Annotated in this window: 18 protein-coding genes; 9 read left to right on the forward strand and 9 right to left on the reverse strand. The window is 44.6% G+C overall.

Features of this window, described 5'->3' with window-relative positions; all coding sequences use genetic code 11:
- Positions 1 to 14: 14 nt before the first annotated feature.
- The 4 genes from ACWYU8_RS09650 to napF form a co-directional block, all read right to left on the reverse strand.
- A complete protein-coding gene (locus tag ACWYU8_RS09650) occupies positions 15 to 470 on the reverse strand; it encodes a nitrate reductase cytochrome c-type subunit (RefSeq protein ID WP_457519270.1) in 456 nt (151 codons plus the stop codon).
- A gap of 79 nt (positions 471 to 549) precedes the next feature.
- A complete protein-coding gene (gene napA / locus ACWYU8_RS09655) occupies positions 550 to 3,039 on the reverse strand; it encodes a periplasmic nitrate reductase subunit alpha (RefSeq protein WP_457519272.1) in 2,490 nt (829 codons plus the stop codon).
- A complete protein-coding gene (locus ACWYU8_RS09660) occupies positions 3,036 to 3,344 on the reverse strand; it encodes a chaperone NapD (RefSeq protein WP_457519274.1) in 309 nt (102 codons plus the stop codon). The genes napA and ACWYU8_RS09660 overlap by 4 nt, the downstream gene beginning before the upstream one ends.
- Before the next feature lie 35 nt (positions 3,345 to 3,379).
- Positions 3,380 to 3,871, reverse strand: a complete 492-nt coding sequence (gene napF, locus ACWYU8_RS09665; RefSeq protein ID WP_457519275.1) for a ferredoxin-type protein NapF — start codon at positions 3,869 to 3,871, stop codon at positions 3,380 to 3,382.
- Between the two features lie 261 nt (positions 3,872 to 4,132).
- Here napF and narQ point away from each other — a divergent pair, with 261 nt between their 5' ends.
- Together narQ and ACWYU8_RS09675 are read left to right on the forward strand one after the other, a co-directional pair.
- The gene (narQ, locus tag ACWYU8_RS09670) at positions 4,133 to 5,869 is read left to right on the forward strand and encodes a nitrate/nitrite two-component system sensor histidine kinase NarQ (protein ID WP_457519277.1); all 1,737 of its coding nucleotides are present in this window, start codon (positions 4,133 to 4,135) and stop codon (positions 5,867 to 5,869) included.
- A 4-nt stretch (positions 5,870 to 5,873) separates the two neighbouring features.
- Complete coding sequence (locus ACWYU8_RS09675; RefSeq protein ID WP_457519569.1) at positions 5,874 to 6,488, forward strand: response regulator; 615 nt, start codon at positions 5,874 to 5,876, stop codon at positions 6,486 to 6,488.
- Between the two features lie 58 nt (positions 6,489 to 6,546).
- Here the strand turns inward: ACWYU8_RS09675 and ACWYU8_RS09680 are convergent, their stop codons facing one another.
- A complete protein-coding gene (locus ACWYU8_RS09680) occupies positions 6,547 to 6,720 on the reverse strand; it encodes an RNA helicase (protein ID WP_457519278.1) in 174 nt (57 codons plus the stop codon).
- 260 nt (positions 6,721 to 6,980) lie between these two features.
- On the opposite strand from ACWYU8_RS09680, the gene ACWYU8_RS09685 reads away from it, so the two are divergent.
- Positions 6,981 to 7,844 (forward strand): DUF6279 family lipoprotein, encoded by an 864-nt coding sequence (locus tag ACWYU8_RS09685; RefSeq protein WP_457519280.1) that lies wholly within the window; start codon positions 6,981 to 6,983, stop codon positions 7,842 to 7,844.
- A gap of 136 nt (positions 7,845 to 7,980) precedes the next feature.
- Positions 7,981 to 9,210 (forward strand): peptidase T, encoded by a 1,230-nt coding sequence (gene pepT, locus ACWYU8_RS09690; RefSeq protein ID WP_457519282.1) that lies wholly within the window; start codon positions 7,981 to 7,983, stop codon positions 9,208 to 9,210.
- A gap of 68 nt (positions 9,211 to 9,278) precedes the next feature.
- Here the strand turns inward: pepT and ACWYU8_RS09695 are convergent, their stop codons facing one another.
- On the reverse strand, positions 9,279 to 9,743 hold the full coding sequence (locus tag ACWYU8_RS09695; RefSeq protein WP_444493288.1) for a dCMP deaminase family protein: 465 nt from the start codon (positions 9,741 to 9,743) through the stop codon (positions 9,279 to 9,281).
- Between the two features lie 403 nt (positions 9,744 to 10,146).
- Between ACWYU8_RS09695 and vmeY the strand changes: the two genes are divergently transcribed.
- Together vmeY and vmeZ are read left to right on the forward strand one after the other, a co-directional pair.
- A complete protein-coding gene (gene vmeY, locus ACWYU8_RS09700) occupies positions 10,147 to 11,274 on the forward strand; it encodes a multidrug efflux RND transporter periplasmic adaptor subunit VmeY (RefSeq protein WP_457519284.1) in 1,128 nt (375 codons plus the stop codon).
- A gap of 8 nt (positions 11,275 to 11,282) precedes the next feature.
- Positions 11,283 to 14,435, forward strand: a complete 3,153-nt coding sequence (gene vmeZ / locus ACWYU8_RS09705) for a multidrug efflux RND transporter permease subunit VmeZ (RefSeq protein ID WP_457519286.1) — start codon at positions 11,283 to 11,285, stop codon at positions 14,433 to 14,435.
- A 97-nt stretch (positions 14,436 to 14,532) separates the two neighbouring features.
- Here vmeZ and ACWYU8_RS09710 read toward each other — a convergent pair whose 3' ends face one another.
- Both ACWYU8_RS09710 and arfB read right to left on the reverse strand, forming a co-directional pair.
- Complete coding sequence (locus ACWYU8_RS09710; protein ID WP_457519288.1) at positions 14,533 to 16,302, reverse strand: methyl-accepting chemotaxis protein; 1,770 nt, start codon at positions 16,300 to 16,302, stop codon at positions 14,533 to 14,535.
- 234 nt (positions 16,303 to 16,536) lie between these two features.
- Positions 16,537 to 16,950, reverse strand: a complete 414-nt coding sequence (arfB, locus tag ACWYU8_RS09715; protein ID WP_457519289.1) for an alternative ribosome rescue aminoacyl-tRNA hydrolase ArfB — start codon at positions 16,948 to 16,950, stop codon at positions 16,537 to 16,539.
- Positions 16,951 to 17,026: 76 nt separating this feature from the next.
- On the opposite strand from arfB, the gene ACWYU8_RS09720 reads away from it, so the two are divergent.
- Positions 17,027 to 17,629, forward strand: coding sequence for a beta-phosphoglucomutase family hydrolase (locus tag ACWYU8_RS09720; protein WP_457519291.1), 603 nt, complete (start codon positions 17,027 to 17,029; stop codon positions 17,627 to 17,629).
- 109 nt (positions 17,630 to 17,738) lie between these two features.
- Here ACWYU8_RS09720 and ACWYU8_RS09725 read toward each other — a convergent pair whose 3' ends face one another.
- On the reverse strand, positions 17,739 to 18,725 hold the full coding sequence (locus ACWYU8_RS09725; RefSeq protein ID WP_457519293.1) for an OmpA family protein: 987 nt from the start codon (positions 18,723 to 18,725) through the stop codon (positions 17,739 to 17,741).
- A gap of 459 nt (positions 18,726 to 19,184) precedes the next feature.
- On the opposite strand from ACWYU8_RS09725, the gene aroG reads away from it, so the two are divergent.
- The gene (gene aroG / locus ACWYU8_RS09730; protein WP_457519295.1) at positions 19,185 to 20,237 is read left to right on the forward strand and encodes a 3-deoxy-7-phosphoheptulonate synthase AroG; all 1,053 of its coding nucleotides are present in this window, start codon (positions 19,185 to 19,187) and stop codon (positions 20,235 to 20,237) included.
- 252 nt (positions 20,238 to 20,489) lie between these two features.
- Positions 20,490 to 22,058 carry a methyl-accepting chemotaxis protein gene (locus ACWYU8_RS09735; protein ID WP_457519297.1) on the forward strand — a complete coding sequence of 523 codons (1,569 nt, stop codon included), beginning with the start codon at positions 20,490 to 20,492 and terminating at the stop codon, positions 22,056 to 22,058.
- Positions 22,059 to 22,101: the final 43 nt, after the last annotated feature.

Raw genomic sequence — 22,101 nt, forward strand, 5'->3', positions numbered from 1 at the left:
CCGTCGCGCTTCAATTACTGAAGCGAATCTACTGCTTGGAATTCGTTTTCCACTAATGGCTCTGCATTGGTTTGCGGAACATGACATTGCAAACAGAAAAAGCGACGAGGAGATACGTCGGCAAGTACTGCGTCTTGGCGGTTAACGTAATGCGTCACACTGATTTTTGTCGCGCCAGACTGTTTAGCATTTTTCCAGCTATGGCATGCAAGGCATTTGTTTGCATTCAACGACACTTCATAGTTTCGGATGCTATGGGGAATCAGCGGTGGCTGATAAACATAACTGTCTTCAACAATTTGATCTTTCGGGAAGTCTTTGAATTCATCAGCAGGGCGAGTATCTTCCAGTTGAGATGTGCCGCGCAGAGACTCTAACCCGCCGATACCACCCGGATTGTCCAACTCAGCTTGTGCAATGCCTGTCATTAAAGCACCTACCGATAAAAGTGCGACAAGTAATTTTTTCATCGTTTCTTCTCCGCCTTTATGGCTTAAATTCTTTTTCAGGCCGCCGAGAGGGCGGCCGTTTTATTCGATATCTGAAGGGTTAAGCAATCTTGGTGATTTTGACTGGACACTTCTTGAAGTCTGTCTGTTTAGACAGTGGGTCAGTCGCATCAAGGATGAGCTTATTGATCAAAATACGAGCATCAAAGAACGGTACGAATACCAAGCCTTGTGGCGGACGGTTACGACCGCGAGTTTCTACCCGAGCACGCACTTCACCGCGTTTGTTGGCGATCAGCACTTCTTCACCACGACGAACATTACGCGCTTTTGCATCCTCTGGATGCATGTAACACACTGCATCTGGCACCGCTTTGTAAAGCTCAGGAACACGACGAGTCATAGTCCCAGTATGCCAGTGCTCCAGAACACGGCCTGTACAGAGCCATAAGTCGTACTCTGCATCTGGCATTTCTGGTGGTGCTTCATATGGGGCAGAGATGATCTTCGCTTTGCCATCTGCGTTACCATAGAAATCCCAACCCGACCCCGCTTTTGCATATGGATCCGAGCCTTCTTTAAAGCGCCATTGTGTTTCTTTACCATCGACAACTGGCCAGCGTAGACCACGTACTGTGTGGTAAACATCGTAAGGTGCTAGGTCGTGACCATGACCGCGTCCGAACGTCGCATACTCTTCGAACAGACCTTTCTGAACGTAGTAACCAAAGTGATGCGAGTCGTCGTTCAGTTCACGCGCTTCTTCGACTGGGAACTTATCGACCTGGCCGTTCTTGAACAGCACGTCGTACATGGTTTTACCACGGTATTCCGGAGCCTTGGCTAGCAACTCTTCTGGCCACACTTCTTCGATCTTGAAGCGTTTTGAGAATTCCATGACCTGCCAAAGGTCAGATTTTGCCTCACCGACTGTCCCAACTTGTTGATACCAAACCTGGGTACGACGTTCAGCGTTACCGTACGCGCCTTCTTTCTCAATCCACATTGCAGTAGGTAGCACCAAGTCCGCCGCTTGTGCGGTTGCGGTTGGGTATGGATCAGAAACAATAATGAAGTTATCGGGATTGCGGTAACCAGGAAGACGCTCAGTGTTGATATTCGGACCTGCCTGCATGTTGTTGTTACACTGCACCCAGTAACAGTTCAATACACCGTCGTTTAGCATTCGGTCTTGCAGAACCGCATGGAAGCCCGGTTTCGGTGGAATGGTGCCTTCAGGCAGTTTCCAGATCTTCTCTGCGATTTCTCGGTGTTTAGGGTTTGCTACTACCATGTCGGCTGGCAGACGGTGAGCAAACGTACCTACTTCACGCGCAGTACCACATGCCGATGGCTGGCCTGTAAGCGAGAATGGGCTGTTGCCCGGAGTCGCGATTTTACCGGTTAACAGGTGGATGTTGTAAACCAGGTTATTCATCCATACGCCACGCGTGTGTTGGTTCATACCCATGGTCCAAAGTGACATGACTTTGGTGTTTGGATCGGCGTATTGCTTAGCGAGTTCGATAAGTTTCTCTTTCTCTACACCCGAGATTTCAGACGCTTTCTCAACGGTGTAGGGAGCAACAGACTTTTTGTACTCTTCAAAAGAGATTGAAGTGAGTTTGCCTGAGTTAGGATTTTTAGCCGCTTTTTGCAGTGGGTCATCGTCACGTAAGCCGTAACCGATATCCGTGTCGGCTTGAGTAAAGTTGGTGTGCTTATTAACAAAGTCCCAGTTTACCGCGTCGTTTTCGATGATGTAATTCGCGATGAAGTTTGCAATGGCCAGATCGGACTGAGGATTAAAAATGTAGCCATGGTCTGCTAACTCAAATGAACGATGGTAGTACGTAGATAATACGTTTACTCGCACATGAGGGTGGCTCAGACGGCGGTCGGTGATACGTGTCCATAGAACCGGGTGCATCTCGGCCATGTTTGAACCCCAAAGCACGAATGCATCGGCGTTCTCGAAGTCATCGTAACAGCCCATAGGTTCGTCAATACCGAAAGCGCGCATGAAGCCAACTACTGCAGAAGCCATACAGTGACGCGCGTTCGGGTCAATGTTATTCGAACGGAAACCCGCTTTCATCATTTTAGCTGCGGCATAACCTTCCATTACAGTCCACTGGCCAGAACCAAACATACCGACGCTTGTTGGTCCCTTCTTCTCTAAAGACGCTTTCCACTTTTCTGCCATCGTGTCGAACGCGACATCCCATGACACTGGCGTAAACTCGCCATCTTTGTGGTATTTGCCATCTTTCATGCGCAGCAAAGGCTGAGTCAAACGGTCTTGGCCGTACATAATTTTAGAAAGGAAGTAACCTTTAATGCAGTTCAGGCCTTTGTTTACTGGTGCTTCCGGGTCTCCTTGCGTGGCTACCACTTTGCCATTTTGTGTACCAACAAGAACAGAACACCCCGTACCACAAAAACGACAAGGCGCTTTGTCCCAAGTAATTTCGCTTTGATCAGAGCTAGCGATCAGATTTGCTGCAGAAGCTGGTAGTGTAATACCCGCGACAGCGGCCGCTGATGCAGCTGCGTTTGCTTTCACAAACGCACGTCTTGTCATTTTCATACTTCACCCTCAATTTGGGAATGTTGTGTTCCAGTGTCTTGTTCATTTGCTTCTTCAAGCTCAGTCTCAATTTGGTGGTAAACCAGGACTGTACTTAAGACATTCGGTAAATTGTTAATCGCATCGATAGTATCGGTGATGAATCCTTGGTTCTCGGTTTCAAGCACCACAACGATTTTGCCCTCAGGACTGTCGCCGTAGATCTCTGCATTTTCATATGCTTTGATCTGGGCTTTAATCTCATCCAGATGATCAGGCAGTACGTGTACTACTAAACTTGAAATATGCACTTCATTTAGTGACATACAGCTCTCTCAGTTGTTGCCTTTCTAGATACGGCTCAGGCAGTTATATTTATATTGCTCACATTGATGGATGAAGTTGGGCACACCGAAACACACGCACCACATCCGTTACATTCATCAAGGTTCAAAATTGGTTGTGCTACTTTGCCCAGTTCTAATTTGAACTGAATGGCCATTGGGTCGCACATGTCCCCGCAGCTCCGGCATTCAACATTACTTTTCGCTAAACACTGGTCATTGATCTGTGCTTTTGCCTGCCAAGGTTGCTCTGTTTCTGCTAAAAATAGTGGTTCTGGGCAAACCTCGGCGCATTGATAACAAAACGTACATTCATCGATAGTAAAATCGACCGATGGGAATCCGCCGTCACTTTTGGTTATAATCTTGGTTTCGCAGGCATCAATACACTTTCCACAGCGTGTACAACCATCGGCGAATCGTTCTGGCTGAGCTAACCAAGGCAGACGCACGGCATTTTCACTGTGTGTTTTTCTTGCGAAGAGTCTTCTTCTGGAAAGGTCGACCACGTAGTTACCTCTGCTCGAAATTCATCTCAAAATTTGGTAATTAAACTAAGCTTAGCCCATATTTTTTATTAATAAACTGCCATTAACGCTAACGAAATTGTAGTTTTTGACATATTCCTATAAATACCTCTAAGGGGTTAATTGGGGGGCATTGTTGTTTTAGATCAATAAATTCCGTCGCGGCTGATCACATATTGATGATGTTAAAAAAGTCATGGGTTCACTGCACGTGCAAACTGAACGAAAAAGTGAGGAGCTCAATTGCTTAAAAAGGTGAAAAAGTCAGTGACAGGCGCGATTGCCTCTGCGATGCTGATAATTCTATTGTTATCGGTAGCGACGACGGGCTTTGCGATTTTCACGCTAGCCTCTAGCCTTAATGATGCTGAAGCGGTTAACGTTGCAGGTTCCATGCGCATGCAAAGTTATCGCTTAGCCAATGATATTCAGATTCAGTCTGCTGAATATTCTTCGCATATTGACGCGTTCGAGTACTCGATATATTCGCCATCTATGAAAGCGCTGCAAAGTTGGAATGTGCCTGAAGATATCACCCAAGACTATTACGGCTTAGTTGAGCGTTGGCATGAGCTTAAGTCAGTGCTGAAAGGGGACAATTCGAGCCAGTATCAATTGTTGGTGGCTGGGTTTGTTGATCAGATTGATACGTTCGTATTTAAGCTGCAAAGTTTTTCAGAACAAAAGCTAATTAACTTAGCGTGGATTGGCGGATTAGGTCTTGGGGGTATTTTATGTGTCAGTATCTTCGTTGTCCTTTTTGTCCGCAGAGAAGTCGTCAGGCCGCTAAGATCCTTAGTCATCGCAAGTGAGCAGATCCAAAATCGTTCTTTTGACATTTCGCTAGACACGCCAAGCGACAATGAAATCGGTATTCTTACCCACACGTTTAGCCGAATGGCAACGGATCTTGGAAAGCTATATCGAGGGTTAGAGCAAGCCGTGGACGAAAAGACGCGCAAACTTCAGCAAGCCAATCAAACCCTCGAGGTTCTTTATGACTCTTCAAAAGAGCTGGCAGCTTCACGAATCAATCAGGAAAATTTTCAGGCTATTTTAAAACATATTGCGAGCCTGGAAGGCATTAAGGCGGTGAAGTTAGAAATAGAACAATCGGGTGAACCAAACTGGGTACTCACAGAAGGGGAAGAGTGTTGCCATGATTGCGATGAAGAGTGTCATGCCGAGCCATTGATACTGGATGCTCAGCATTTAGGCTATTTATATTGGAAAGCAGGGTTACCGTGCCCTAACGACTCGTTGATCGACAATTTTGTCCAAATTCTCTCACGAGCTGTGTATTACAATCGTGCTCAGCGTCAGGCCGAACAAATTTTGCTAATGGAAGAGAGGGCGACCATCGCTCGAGAGTTGCACGATTCTCTTGCTCAGGCGCTTTCTTACTTGAAGATTCAGGTAACACTGCTAAAACGAAGTGTAAAGAATCTTCCGGATGAACGTGCTATCTCACAAGCAAACCAGGTGATTGCTGAACTTGATACAGGTTTATCCGCCGCTTATACACAATTGCGAGAACTGCTCACCACATTCCGCTTAACGATTAAAGAGGGGAGCTTTGGTCAGGCATTACACGAAATGGTGGCCACGTTGAGTGAGCAGACATCTGCCAAAATAACATTAAATAATAAACTCTCATCGACAGAATTAGATGCACATCAACAGGTTCATTTACTACAGTTGATCAGAGAAGCAACACTAAATGCGATGAAGCATGCTCAAGCCGATAATATTGTGATTCAATGCCTTGATGACGGTGGAAAAGTCACAGTAACGATAGGGGATGACGGAGTAGGTTTTGAGCACAAAGACGAAAAAATTAATCATTACGGTATGAGTATCATGCAAGAGCGGGCGGCAAGACTGCATGCCGATCTGAATATTGAAGCGTCAACCAACGAGGGTTGTACCGTAACACTTGAATTCCAACATAGTAAGGAAGTAAACATTGACGGTGTGTAAAGTAATGCTGGTGGATGATCATCCACTTATGCGACGTGGTATCCAGCAACTACTAAGTTTTGAACCAGAGTTTGAAGTCATTGCAGAAGCGAGTAACGGAGCAGATGCCGTTGCTAAGGCGCACGAGCTGGAATTGGATTTGGTACTTCTGGATCTGAATATGAAAGGCATGTCTGGCTTAGATACGTTAAAAGCATTGCGAGCAGACGGTTGTGAAGCGCGGATAGTGATTCTGACTGTGTCTGACAGTCCAGCTGATATTGATGCGATTGTACGCAGTGGTGCTGATGGTTATTTGCTTAAAGATACGGAACCTGATGAGTTAGTTGAACTCTTGAAGCAGGCACATCAGGGAGACAAAACGTATAGCAGCGAAGTGGCAAAATATCTTCGAGAACGCGGAGATCAAGAAGATGTATTCGCGACTTTGACGGATAGAGAAAGTCAAATATTGAAAGAAGTGGCGAGAGGGTTTCGTAACAAGCAAATCGCCGACCGTCTCTTTATTTCAGAGTCGACAGTCAAAGTTCATATGAAGAGCTTGTTGAAGAAGCTAAAAGTTCCCTCTCGAACCGCAGCGACTATTCTCTACCTGGAGCGCTTCGGCGACATTAAGTAAGCAATGCAACAACAAGTAAGTAATGCAACAACGCCTCAGATATACAGAGGCGTTATTTTCAATAATCGGGGCGGATAGAATACAAGTCGCTTATGTGCTTCCCGCACCCCAAGTAAAATTGATAAGCCGAGTCTTTGTTCTCAGCATCAACCATCATGCGGAACATTCTTCCCTGTTCGAAGTAGAGAATTTCATATTCTACACTTGTATCCAGTTGCTCAACGGCAGCCATACGTAGCCTCCCTAAACTATCCTAGAATTACCAAAGCAAATTATATGCCGATTTAAGGAGCGCTATTCGGTATGAAAATTAGCCAACAAATTACGCTCTAACTCACTTTTTTACGGATAATTATGGTTAAAAAGTCAATTTCAAACTCTATATTCTAGTAGGTGGCAACAAGTATTTGTCACTTCAAGGTAAGTTTGCCGCAATATTAAGTGATATAGCTTGATTATAGAGCGTAATCGAAAAAAAAGGGAAACCGATAAGTGATTAAATTACATGATATATCTAATAGAGTGATTCGCTATGGCCTTATATTGATTTCCATTTTTGTGTTGGCTGGTTGCACGAAGAAGTTCCTTTACAACAATATTGATTGGTTCGTGCTCGAATTTCTGGATGATTATGTCACCCTTAATAAAGACCAGGAAAGCTTGTTGGAGGAGCGATTATTGTTGCTGTCTGAGTGGCATAAGAAAGAAGAACTACCAATTTATATTGATCACTTAAAAGAACTGGAAACCGTAACCAAAAGTGATATCACACTACGTTACTTGCAGCAAAGCAGAGATAGAATTCGTGATCATTATGATCGTATTGTCAGTAAGGTTGCGCCTGATCTGTTCGCCCTCAGTATGCAATTAAGTGAGATTCAGCAGCGAGAGTTTTTACTCAATGTCCAAAAGGATTATAAAAAGCGTAATGCCAAATATGCAGATAAAACAGAAAAGGAAGTAAGAGAAATTGTCTTTGGTAATACAGAAGAATGGGTGACTGAGTGGATTGGATCTTTAAACAACGAACAGCAAACCTATGTGAGACAATTTTCAGATCAAGTTATTCTAAATAGTCCTCTATGGCGCAACTATCGTGCGTCAATATATCAAGAGTTTGAATACTTGTTCGAGAATAAATCCAACACCGCTATTTATCAGCGAGTATTCATGCAGTTATTGTTTGAGCCAGACAGCTTTTACAGCGAACAATTGTCAGAAAATATTGATCACAACGTCGCCTTGGCTGATAAGCTTGCGTTCTCTCTTACTCAGTCAATGACTAATAAGCAATGGAACCACTTTCACAATGAGGTGAAGGAATGGCGTATATTAGCGGAAGAGCTTCGGTATTAGTTTATACCTAGTATCAATATGTATAATCTAAGCTGTTTTTGATTAGAAAATGATTCAAAGCAAGTTCTTATTCTACTGTGGGCGTAACATGTTTATGGGGTTTAAAAGCCCATCGTCTAGAGTAATGAGAATAATTATGAAGCATTTAGTTGAAAGATTTCTTCGCTACGTCACGTTCGATACCCAGTCAAATCCTAAAGTTTCGTCATGTCCAAGTAGTCCAGGTCAACTCGTTTTTGCCAAGCTGTTAAAACAAGAGATGCTCGATCTGGGTTTAAGCAATGTGACTTTAACCGACAATGGTTACCTGATGGCCAAGTTGCCATCTAATGTCCATTACGATGTGCCACCCATTGGTTTTATTGCGCATATGGATACCGCACCGGATGCTTCAGGGAAGCATGTTACCCCACAATTTGTTGAAGATTATCAAGGTGGTGATATCGCACTTGGTCTAGGTGACGAAGTGCTCTCACCAGTTCAGTATCCGGACTTACATCATCTTCATGGTCACAACCTGATCACGACAGATGGCAAAACCCTGCTCGGCGCAGACAATAAAGCAGGCATAGCAGAAATACTTTCAGCCGTCGCGATGTTAATAGAAAATCCAGATATCCCACACGGCGACATTTGCATTGGTTTTACTCCCGATGAAGAGATTGGCCGAGGCGCGGATCTGTTCGATGTTGAAAAATTCGGGGCGCTATGGGCATACACCATTGATGGTGGGCCAGAAGGCGAACTGGAATATGAGAACTTTAACGCGGCAAGTGCTGACGTTATTTTCCATGGCGTCAGCGTTCACCCGGGAACAGCAAAAGGGAAAATGGTGAATGCGATGAACTTGGCAGCCAAGTTTCAGATTCAGATGCCAGAAGATCAAACACCCGAAACCACAGAAGGTTACGAAGGTTTCTACCACCTGAAATCGGGAAAACTTGGTGTTGCGCGAAGTGAACTTGGCTATATCATCCGTGATTTTGACCGTGAAGGTTTGGAAAGTCGAAAAGCATACATGCGCGAGCTGGTCGATAAAATGAATTCAGAGCTTAAGCATGGCTTTGTGGAAATCAAAATCACAGACAGTTATTACAACATGCGTGAGATGGTTGAGCCATATCCTCATATTATTGACCTCGCTAAACAGGCGATGGAAGAGTGCGACGTAGAACCGCTGATTAAACCGATTCGAGGCGGTACGGATGGTGCACGTTTGTCATTTATGGGTTTACCATGCCCGAATATCTTCACTGGCGGATTTAATTTTCACGGTATCCATGAATTCATTTCGGTAGAGATGATGGAGAAATCGGTATTGGTTATCGCCAAAATTGCGGAGCTTACTGCGAAGAAATACCAGTAGTTTTACAAGCGACCGCGATAGAAAAACAGCCCGGATTTTATCTGGGCTGTTTTAAATTCAGAGATAGGTTAACGAACGTCTTTACCTTCAATATTGATGTCTGCCAGCGGCAGCCAATTCACCTCTACGCCAGCTTGATCGAACATATCCTGGCTGACTTGGATTTTGTCACCCCAGCGAGACAAAAAATCTTCTGATTGCTCTGGGCAATGCACACGTGAGATGCCTGTTTGGATAATTTTTGCCGCGCAGTTCGGGCACGGGAAATGGGTTACCCAAATATCACAACCATCCAGATCGCGCTTAGAAAACAGTATTGCGTTTTCCTCTGCGTGCAGAGTCTTTAAGTATTTTAGTTCTCGCTCATCGGTATCCACGCTATCAGAAACACCATGTGGGTAGCCGTTAAAGCCAACAGAAACGATACGGTTTTGCTTAGTGATCACCGCGCCAACTTGTGTTGATGGGTCTTTACTCCAAGATGCTACCAACTCAGCCATTTGGTAAAAACGTTTCGCCCATTTAGAAATCATGCTCATCCTCTCGATCGAAGGCTTTGAATTATCGGAATGATAACCCATTTTGTTTTAAAAAATAGTCAAAAAACGAGTATTGACGGTTAAGTATTCAATTTTGGTGGTTAAGGAGCAAGAAAGTGTCGATTTTCCGGTTTAAATGGGCTTTTTAAGAGAGTTATGGCAAGGCGATAAGACGCGATATTCACACATACATTGGAGTGATGGTTTGCTGTTTAAAATGTGTTCAGATTAATAACGATCTTAAAAATTTTTCCATTGCATCACGTTAATTTTACTTGGTTTCATTTGATTACAATTAGAAACGTTTTGCAGGGTTTATGTAGGAGAATTCTTACTCTACAGGCGGTAAGGTTGGTGTGTTTTCAACAATATCCTGTTCCATAAAAATGGTAAACACATGCAAAAGAAACTACTCGTCGCACTAATAGCGGCTACAACTATCCTTGCAGGATGCGGAGAAGTGAATAATACCCAGAGTGGAAGCCAGCCTCCTCTCGTTGTGACACAGGATGTCATTGTTATCGACTATCAACCAAGCAAGTCGTATATCGGCCGAATTGAAGCGGTAGAAGATACCAATATTACCGCTCAAGTCTCAGGCTACCTGAAAGCGCGTCATTTTGATGAAGGGCAAATGGTAGAAAAAGGCCAATTGCTTTATACCATCGAGCCTTCTTCTTTTGAAGCTCAGGTAGCAAGTGTGAAAGCAACTTTGGCTCAGGCAGAAGCCGCACTTAAGAAAGCAGAACTTGACCACAAACGTGGAAAAAATCTACTTCCACGTGGCAGTATTTCTCAATCTGAATTTGACGCTCTGACTGCAGTGCTTCTTGGTGCCAGAGCCGAGCTTGAAGCTGCTAACGCACAGCTTAAGCTTGCAGAAGTTAACCTCTCTTACACACAAATTCGTGCGCCTTTCAGCGGCCGTATCAGTGATACCAAAGTGAGTACTGGTGATCTGGTTTCTCCATCTTCTGGCGTATTAACCACGCTTGTGAGCTTAGACCCTGTACATACTTCATTTAGTGTCAGCGAGCGTGAGCGTCTTGCAATGGGAGTGGACCGAGTAAAAGGTGATGGTTCCGCAGAATCAAGCGGCGTAGAAGTGCAACTAGAGCTTGAAAACGGTGAGTTTTTCGAGCAATTAGGTCAACTTGATTTCGTAGGAAATCGTATTGATACCAAAACTGGCACTATCGCCTTGCGAGCTATCGTGGCTAACCCTGAGCATAAGCTTCTGCCTGGTCAGCATATCAAAGTGAACTTGCGTGATAAGAATTCAAGAGATGTGATTGTCGTGCCTCGTCGGGCGGTACAAACGGATCTGGAAGGTGACTTTGTGATGGTAACAAGCGAAGGCAATATTGCAGAGCGCCGTAACGTTGAGTTGGGGTCACAAGTAGAACAAGGGATTATTATCCGCGAGGGGCTTGAACTGAACGATTCTGTTATTACACAGGGCCTACAGCGTGTTCGTAATGGTGTTGAAGTGAGCATTCAAACTCCGACTGAAGATAAACAGTAGGGGGCAAAATGTTAAGTCGTTTCTTTATACAAAGACCTAAGTTCGCACTGGTTATTTCCATTATTTTGACATTGGCAGGCGCTATCTCATTAGCGATCCTGCCAGTCGCTGAATACCCACAAATCAGCCCGCCTTCCGTCAGTGTATCTGCGTATTATACTGGGGCAAGTGCTGAAGTTGTGGAGCAAGCGATAGCCGATCCGATAGAAACATCCGTTAACGGTGTAGAAGATATGATTTATATGTCTTCAAAAAGTGCTAACGATGGTTCATACAACTTGAACGTTACCTTTGATGTTGGAACGGATCCTGACATGGCGCAGGTGAACGTTCAGAACCGTGTGTCGCAGATTGAATCGAAGCTACCACAAGAAGTCCGAATGGTTGGTGTGACCGTTAAAAAGCGCTCTCCGGACCTATTGATGGTTCTGAACTTCTACTCACCAGATGGCAAGTATGATGACCAGTTTTTGATTAACTACATCAACCTGAATGTAAAAGATCAGCTTGCTCGTGCGAAAGGTATCAGTGAAGTTAACGCTATTGGTGGCGGTGAATACGCGATGCGTGTTTGGTTGGATCCTGAAAAAATGGCCAACCTTAAACTCACCACAACTGATGTGTATGCGGCGCTGGCGGAACAAAACGTTCAGGTGGCTGCGGGTCGAATAGGGGCTGCACCTTACAATAACCCGCAAGAAGTTCAGTTTAACCTTGTGACGAAAGGCCGTCTGGAGGGTGTTAGCGAATTTGAAAATGTAGTACTTCGTGCGAATCCAAATGGCTCAACGGTTTATTTAAAAGACGTTGCTCGTGTTGAGCTGGGTAAAAAGTTCTACGATGGTAACGGTAAGTTCCGTGGCCGGGATGCGTCGATTGTTGCGTTGTCTCTTCAGTCTGATGCAAACGCATTGGAAAGTGGCAAAGCGGTAATGGAGCTACTGGCACAATTAAGTGTGAACTTCCCAGAAGGTATGGTCTATGAGACCAGTTACGATACAACAGTGTTCGTTTCCGAGTCGATCAAAGGCGTAGTAAAGACGCTAATAGAAGCAATTTTGCTGGTTATTGCGGTAACGTACCTTTTCTTGGGGAGTGCACGCGCAACTTTGATTCCGGTAGTCGCGATCCCAGTCTCATTAATTGGTACTTTCGCGATCATGCAGGTGACGGGCTTTACGATTAATACCGTAACTCTGTTTGGTCTGATCCTCGCAATCGGTATCGTAGTGGATGATGCGATTCTGGTTATCGAAAACGTTGATACGATTATGGCGAAGGATCCGACCATTTCACCGCGTAAGGCAACCTTGCTTGCGATGAAAGAGGTAACCGGGCCGATCGTTACCTCAACCTTGGTACTTCTTGCGGTGTTCCTTCCGGTTGCGATGCTTCCGGGGATTACCGGAATTATGTACCGTCAGTTCGCCCTGACTATCTGTATTTCGGTAGTAATTTCTTCGATAAACGCGTTAACGCTTTCTCCAGCGTTATGTTCATTGGTATTAAAACAAGGTGGTGGCAACACAGCAAACTGGTTCCAGGCATTCAACCGAGGTTTAGAGCGTGTAACTAAAGGTTATGGTCAGGTTGCAGGCTTCCTGGTGAAGAAATCGCTGCTGCTGGTGACTTTCTTCATTGTTGCCATTGCTGCGGTAACTTTCTTTGCTAAGACAACCTCCACTGCGTTTGTACCTCAAGAAGATAAAGGTATCTTGCTGGTGAACGTTCAGCTTCCTGACTCGGCTTCTTTATCTCGTACTGAAGAAGTCACGAGCGAGCTGATGCAATTGATTGAGCAGGAACCGGGCGTTGATGGTGTAACAGTGGCAAACGGTTATTCGTTCATGACTGGTGCAGCAGCTTCGAATGGCGCATCTCTGTTTATTAAATTACATGACTGGGATACGCGAAATACGTTTAGTGGTGACCATTCAGCGAATGCGATCGCAAATCGTATTAACGGTTTAGCTGCGATGAAACTACCACAGGCTGTTGTGTTTGCAATGGGCCCGCCTGCGGTTCCGGGTATGGGAGCGGCATCAGGCTTTGAATTTGTGCTGGAGGATACCTTGGGACGAAGCCGTACGGATTTGTCGATGGTCATGGGTGAGATGATCCAGGCGGCAAACCAAGCGTCGGAAATCGCATATACCTTCAGTACATTCCGTGCAAACGTACCGCATTACTATGTCGATATTGACCGCGAGAAAGCTCAACAGCTGGGTATTTCACTTTCTTCGATTTTCCAGACTCTACAAGGTAACTTAGGTTCTTTGTATGTGAATGACTTCACTATGTTTGGTAAGAACTTCCGGGTGACGATGCAAGCGGACAGCCAACATCGTAGTGGTATGCAAGACTTGGAACGCTTCCATGTGCGTACTGCTGGTGGCGAAATGGTTCCGCTGAGTACATTGGTCAGTTACGAACAGGTATTTGAGCCGGACGTAGCATGGCGATACAACATGTACCGCAGTGCAATCATCCAGGGCCAACCTGCTCCGGGTTATTCAAGTGGTGATGCGATTGCAGCTATGGAGCGTGTAGCGGCAGAGGTTTTACCTCAAGGTTATACCTATGAATGGACGGGCATGGCTTACCAAGAGGTTCTTGCTGGCAATCAGGCAATTTATGCATTCGCACTTGCACTGATTTTCATTTACTTGTTTATGGTGGCACAGTATGAAAGCTGGAGTATTCCTCTGGCAATCATTCTCGTGGTGCCTGTGGCGACATTAGGTTCGTTCCTCGCATTGAATCTAACTGGAACGCCGCTGAACTTATATGCGCAAATTGGTCTGGTGCTGCTCATTGCCTTAGCTGCGAAGAACGCAATCTTGATTGTGGAGTTTGCTAAGCAAGAGCGAGAGGTGAAAGAGGTGGATATTAACAGTGCGGCAGTGAAGGGCGGCACGTTGCGTTTCCGTGCTGTGAATATGACGTCCTGGTCATTCATCCTGGGTATTTTCCCATTGATTTTTGCCGCAGGTGCAGGTCACGTGAGCCAGAACTCTTTGGGTATTTCCCTGATTGGTGGTCTGCTATGCGTGCTTCTTGCGGGTACCTTCCTGATTCCGGGCTTTTACGCTATGGTACAAAAACAACGTGAGAAAGTGCACGGAGGGAACACAAAACTGGTTCCTTTGGATGATGAGTAGCGATATCACTTTCAGCTACACATGGCTCAACGGATAACAAAAAGCCCGAAGTATTCATTGCTTCGGGCTTTCTATATGCGCCAGTTAGCTGTGTTTCTTACTTAATACGAGTTTTAAACTCTGCGACTGCAGCATCCATGTCGTGCGCCTGAGCTGAAACGGAATCAACTTCATGCAAGCACTCCTGAGCTGATTGCATGTTGTTTTCCGAAATCACATTGAGCTCATTAATAGAATCGCTAACCTGATTCATTACGATGCCTTGTTCCTCAATTGCAGAGGCGATACGCTCCGAGTTACCTTGAATAGCCTGCATATCGGAGATGATTCGCTGCAGGCTTGTATCCAACTGTTCTGAAGCGTTCAGAGTTTGTTGGCCTTGATCGTTACATTGATCGATATCGTAAACCACCGTCGACATTTGCGATTGGATAGCAGAAACGACACGAGTAATTTCCTCTGTGGATTGGTGAGTCCGACTCGCTAGTGCTCTCACTTCATCGGCTACTACTGCAAACCCGCGTCCTTGCTCTCCCGCTCTAGCCGCTTCTATAGCAGCATTCAGCGCAAGTAAATTTGTCTGTTCCGCTATGTCCTGAATAATATTAACCGCCCCGCCAATTTTATCGACATGCTGATTTAGAGAACCAATGGATTGCTGACTGTTAGACAAGATACCCGTCAACTGACTGATGTTTGTAACGGTCCTTTCGACGACAGTACGGCCTTGCTCCGCATTGTTTGCCGCCTGATTAACGCCTTCTACAGCAACAGAGGTACTCTCTGAGATCTCTCCGATCGTCGCCACCATCTGTTGAACAGCTGTTGCCATGGATGCTGTGTGGTCGGTTTGAACGTGGAATTGCTCCATAACGCTTTCAAGCTCACGGTGCATATTCTGCGTACTTGCTGTTAGCTGCATCGACTTATTTTGAGTGTTCTGAATTAAGCGTTCGAGTTTTTCCAAAAGATCATTCAAGTGATGACTAATATCGAAAAGTTCATCTTTCCCGGCCAAGTCGGACCGCAGAGCGATATTGTTGCTCTCACTGATGCTTTTAATCGTCACAAGTAAACTACTTACACGAACATTGATTGAACGAGAGATTTGCCAAATGAGTGCAAAGATAACAATCAAAACCAATGCAGTAATGACTTGTTTGATCGTTAACATCTTCTCTTCGCGTTGAGTGGCAGCAGCCTCAATCGTTGCAGAGAAAGCTGAGAATTGCTCTTCGACCGCATGAGACAACGTCCGAGTTTGTCCTAGAAGGCCTTTGTTGTAGGCTGTCCCGATAACTTGCTTCTGTTCTGCTACCTGCCTGGCGATTTCGATCAGCTCGGGCGCATAGATTCCATTCAGCAAGCGAGTATCAAACTGTCCTGCTTTTACTGTATTGTCAAAATGAATCAGAGACAGTATCTGTTGATGGTCGGCGACTTTTTTGGCATCAAGTAAAAGCGGCTCATATCGAGCCAGAAGCCCACCTTCATGGTTCAGGCTATATTGTTGATAAGCGACGACTAGCGTTTGGAACCCTTTCTGGTAAGCGAGTAAATCCTTTCTTAACTGACTGCTTGACGGAAGCGCATATCGATCAAGGATCTCTGCGAGCTCTGCTTCGAGTTCAACAAATAGATCCACGTTGCTATTGAAATCATCTAAGTATTTGAAGTCATTGCGGAGCAAGAAATCTTTTTCATTGCGGCGTAAATTGAGTAAACGAATTTCTAAATCACTCATATGTTTGATTGCGTGACTGAGTTCATTACTTTGGTTGGCAAAATGAGATGAGGTACCCAATAGGGTCACAATGCCTAAAATGGCGATCGCTCCGAGGAAGTAGAGTTTTTGCCGGATAGTCATATTATCGTTTCCTGAATGATTGGTTGGGTGCAATGAACTTTGAGGTGGACTCTGATAAATATTGTTACTCTGCTATCCGCTTTTCATTAGTAATACTCGCTAATAAAGCGTCTATTTTGTATGTAATATCAGAAAGTTGCTGCCTGGCCTGTACTTAAAGGTCCGTAGTTCTCACGATATGAGACCAAAAGCGAACTCATACACCCATAAACGTCGCATTTAGAGTAGCTGCTTTTAATACAGTACCTTTTTGCGTTGCTGCTTTTTTGCCCCTTGCAGATTTTTTCTGTCAAGTCGGCGGCGTTGTGAAGAGCGTGTTGGTTTCGTTTTTATACGCTTCTTCTTTTGTATGACAGCAGATGTAATCAGCTCTTGTAGCCGATTCAATGCGTCTTCTTTATTTTGCTCCTGCGTCCGAAATTGCTGTGCTTTGATAATAATCACGCCGTCATTTGTGATTCTGTTGTCCGGGAGAGCAAGTAATCGCTCTTTGTAGAACTCTGGCAAACTTGAATGATGAATGTCAAAGCGCAGATGGATCGCAGTCGCTACTTTGTTAACGTTCTGCCCGCCATTTCCTTGAGCTCTTATTGGGGATAATTGGATTTCCCATTCCTGAAGTGTGATGGAGTTATCAATTTTGAGCATGGTAAGCGATTGCCGATAGGGACGATTGAAAGAACTGATAAATTAACATTACAGGTATACAAATAGAAGAAAAGACATGAGCACGATAGATTTCAGGCCATATGAGGGATTCATATTCGATATGGACGGCACCTTATTAGATACGATGCCAGCCCATCTGGCCGCTTGGCAAGCCACCGCGGACCGATTCGAATTTCCATTTTGCCAAGACTGGCTCCACAGTTTGGGCGGGATGCCGAGTTTTAAAATTGTTATGGAGTTAAATAATCTGCATGGACTCTCGCTCGACCCTGAATCGGTTGCGAAGTTTAAGATGGACACTTTCTCCGCAATGGAGTTACACGGTGATATTATCGCTTGTACCAACATCGTTTTAGATGAGTATCTGGGGGTTAAAAAAATAGCGGTGGGAACCGGTAGCCAGCGGGAAAGTGCAATGCGCTTACTCAGTCATTCAGGGATATTAGACAAATTGGACGTGGTGGTTACCGCGAGCGATGTAGACAATCATAAGCCATTCCCTGATACGTTTTTAATGGCTGCAGACCAGTTAGGTCTAGATGCGACTGAATGTCTTGTCTTCGAAGATACGGAATTAGGTAAGCGAGCTGCGCATGCGGCAGGAATGGATTGTGTCATGGTGGAAGGTGATGAGTTAGTCTTCTTCCCTAAGCCGTAAATGCGTTGAGAGTCAGGTCGTTTTTATATTTTGTCTTTGTTACTAAAAGTCATTAAAAAAGGGGTGCGAACGCACCCCTTTGCCTAGCAATAAATTGATATCACCGAGCTTATGGTTGAACCATTTCCATTACTTCGTATTCGAATTCTGGAACTACTACTTCAACACGACGGTTTAGTGCACGGCCTTCTTTAGTGCTGTTGTCTGCTACAGGGTTTTCTTCACCCATACCAGAAACAGTCAGACGACCTGCATCAATACCAGAGCCTGTTAGGTAATCCGCAACCGCTTGAGCACGACGCTCAGACAGTTTTTGGTTGTAAGCTGCAGGACCTGAGCTATCAGTGTAACCTGTGATTTCTACGTTAGCTTGAGGGTACTCGTTCAAGTGATTAACGAAGTTATCCAGACGCTCTGTAGCTGTTGGAGTAAGTTTTGAACTGTCAAACTCAAACGTGCCTGAACCGTATTCTTCTTTGTGAGTTTTCATCACGGCTACTGGTTCTGGCTCTGGCTCAGGTTCAACAATCGGTGCTACGATTGGCGCAGCAGCGAATGCGTAGTTAACACCAACACTGAAGAAGTTTGCATCCATATCATCCCAAACGTCATCAGACATGTCTTGATAACGTTGGTACTCAGCACGCAAGCTCCAGTTACGGTCGATCGTGTATTCAGCACCAAGTGAGCCTGTCGGAACGAAATCTTTTTCGTCACCAGACATCATGTAAGCTCCGCCGATCTTAGCAAACAAGTTGAAAGAATCGCCTAGAGGTAAATTAAACTTAGGTGCAAGAGTCATCGCCCAAAGGTCGCCATCAATAGTATCAGCGACACCAGCACCTGCTTTAAAGTTAGCTTCATAGTTACCTAGGAAGTCAACACCATACTCCAGATCGAAGTATTCATTAAAGCCATAGCCAACGTGCATTCCGGCCGCGAATGCTTCATCATCACAAGGGCTATTTAGGTAGCAAGCATCGTCTAGAGTGCTCATACCTACTTTGCCGCCAATATACATTTCTGCTTGAGCAGAGTTTAGAAGAGCGCTACCACTAGCCACCACTGCTGCTACTGCAATTGCTACTTTGTTCATAATGTTTCCTTGTATTGATTGCATATAATTTATACGTCGTGTTATCAAAATTTTAGAAAAAACTAGTATTTATAAGAAATTAGTTTAATAGTTTATTCGTTTCACATCAAGCAACAAAAACTTAGAACTAGAGAAACTTTTCCGTACGTAATACCCCACAAACTTATGATATCTCTTACATTGTAGTAAAGATTTTTAAATATATAAGAAAATATATGATAATTTTGAACTTTTTTTCGTAAATTTTTTTTTACAGCGTGCGCCAAATTTAACGATTGCCATTTGTTTGCATTTATTTGCAAAAAGTGATTGAAAGTCTACGCCTAAGCCGATAAGTTACCTGCATTGATAGACAGAAATGAACCACAGCCCTTGTTGCTGCTTGCTTTATGAATAATATTGCACGGCTTATATTTGGTGCAAAGGTGGGTTAGTAATAACAACCAGGAAGTAGAAGCGATGTTTCAAACAGATGATGTAAGAATAAATAGAGTAAAAGAACTGTTGCCACCAGTGGCAGTTTTAGAGAAGTTCCCGACTACTGAAACCGCTGCTTCAACCACTTTTGATTGTCGTAATGCTATTCACAACATCTTAGAAGGTAAAGACGATAGATTACTCGTTATCGTTGGTCCTTGCTCTATTCACGATCCGAAAGCGGCAGTTGAATACGGTAAAAAACTTAAAGTATTGCGTGATGAATTAGGCGAACAGCTTGAAGTTGTAATGAGAGTTTACTTTGAAAAACCTCGTACGACTGTTGGCTGGAAAGGCCTCATCAATGACCCGTACCTAAATGACACGTACAAATTGAATGATGGTCTGCGTCTGGGCCGCAAACTTCTTCTTGATCTCACTGACATGGGTTTACCGACGGCTAGTGAGTTTCTTGATATGATCACACCTCAGTATGTTGCTGACTTAATTAGCTGGGGTGCAATTGGTGCGCGTACGACAGAATCGCAGGTTCACCGTGAACTGGCGTCAGGTTTGTCTTGCCCTGTTGGTTTTAAAAATGGAACGGACGGCAACATTAAGATCGCGAGTGATGCGATTCGCTCTGCCAGTGCATCTCACCACTTCCTGTCGGTAACGAAATACGGTCATTCTGCGATCGTAGAAACGGCGGGTAATCCAGATTGCCACATCATTTTGCGTGGCGGTAAGGAACCAAACTACAGTGCGGCGCATGTTGCTCAAATCAAAGATGAGTTAGAAGCAGCTGGCTTGCCGAAGAAAGTGATGATTGACTTCAGCCATGCAAACAGCTCTAAGCAATATAAGCGTCAGATGCTAGTGTCCGACGATGTATCTGAGCAGATTGCGGGTGGGGAAGACGCTATTTTTGGTGTGATGATCGAGTCTCATCTGGTTGAAGGTCGCCAAGATCTTGTTGATGGTAAAGCGGCAACGTACGGACAATCCATCACGGATGCATGTATCGGCTGGGAAGACACTGAAACAGTATTGCGTCAACTTTCGGATGCAGTGAAAGCACGTCGTAACAAGTAAGACGCTTTCGTCAGTATCAATTAGCAATAGACAACCATAGAGTCAGAGGCCGACACCTCTGGCTCTTTTTATTTCTCGGTACTATATACCTTTGAGTGCAAGAACCTGCGTAAATTTTATCGGTTTACTCTTAAGAAAAGTGAGGACTTGCCGTTAAAAGGGCACCCATATAGGGTTGTGAATCAATTACTTCGTAATAGCTCAACAATTTTTATTACGAAATTATAACTATAAATATGAGAAGTATTGTCTATGTCAGTCAATTCAAATCACAAAGGTCAAGAGACTCTGGTCGGAGAGTTTGAAGAACTTGTCTCAACTACGAATTTGCAAGGTGTTATCACTTACTGCAATGATGCGTTTTGTCACGTTGCAGAATACACCTATGAGGAGTTAGTAGGGAAAAACCATAATATCGTACGTCACACCGACATGCCAAAAGGAGCATTTGCTGACATGTGGGCCCGTCTTAAACAAGGCAAAGCGTGGCGAGGCATGGTAAAAAACAGTACTAAATCTGGTGGATACTATTGGGTTGATGCTTATGTCACTCCGATATATGAGAATAATCAGGTCGTGGGTTATCAGTCTGTACGCGTTAAGCCTAAGCGTGAGTGGATCGACATTGCCATAAAAGCCTATAAAAGTATGCGCACCGCCGAAAAATCAGGCCGTACTTGGTCGTTTAAATTCAACGAAACCGTTCGTTATGCGATTCTTCTTGGCGCATTAACCGCCCCAACTGTTGCTTATGCATTATCTGCTGACGGTCCTTTGGCTTGGCTAGCCAGTCTCTTGCCTGCTAGCGTGTTAGCTCTGCTGTTTCGCCAAGAATTGATTGATACCCCACATCAACTCCGGAAATTGCACCAGCAATATGACAGTGTAAGCCGATTCATTTACTCGGGTGAAAGCGCGTTCTCTATTGCCGATTTCCATATCAAAATGCTGTCAGCTCGAATACGAACCGTACTAGGGCGTATGACCGATTCTGCATTGCCGTTACAAGACTGCGCAGAAGAACTCAGCCAGACAATGGCTGAAGTACATGATGCACTAAACCAGCAAAATATAGATATCCATCGAGTTCGTGATGCCATGCAAGAGGTAGAGCTGTCGGCGAACTCTGTATCGTCAAGTACGAACGATGCGCACCTCCTTATTGATGACACACTTAAATCTTGTTTGATGGCGAAAGAAACCATTATTCAGACGCACAATAATTTGACCCAGTTGAGTTTACAGGCTGAGCAGGCGACTGAAACGACCTACCAACTCAGCGATCAGGCTCAGAAAGTTAACCAACTGATGGAAGAGATTGGTGGTATCGCTGATCAAACTAACTTACTGGCATTAAATGCGGCCATTGAAGCGGCACGAGCGGGTGAGCAAGGTCGTGGTTTTGCTGTGGTGGCAGATGAAGTTCGTGCGTTGTCAGGTCGCACCTCTAATGCGACAGAACAAATCCAAGCGTCACTATCTACTATGCTAACGACAATCCAGAGTTGGCAGAACGACATCCTTGCAAATAAAGATCAGACCGATACGTGTTCAGATGTTGCCGAACAAAGTACGCTTCGTTTATCGGAGGTAGAACAGATGATGCAAACCATGAGTGGTTTGATGGTTGATGTGGCAGAGACTGCGGAAAATCAGCTAAAACTGGCCAGTGATGTCAATCTGCACATTCAGTCTATCGCCTCAACAGCAGAGCAGAACTTAGCTGCGACACACTCTGTTGAGCAAAACAGTCTACAGCTTAAAGAGCAGGTTAAAGATTTTTATCAGCTAGCGCTTCGATTTGAAGATAAGCCGTCGTAAGAATTCTAATGACAGTTGCTTAACGATTCTTATAGGTCTTATA

The organism is Vibrio limimangrovi, from assembly GCF_054064025.1.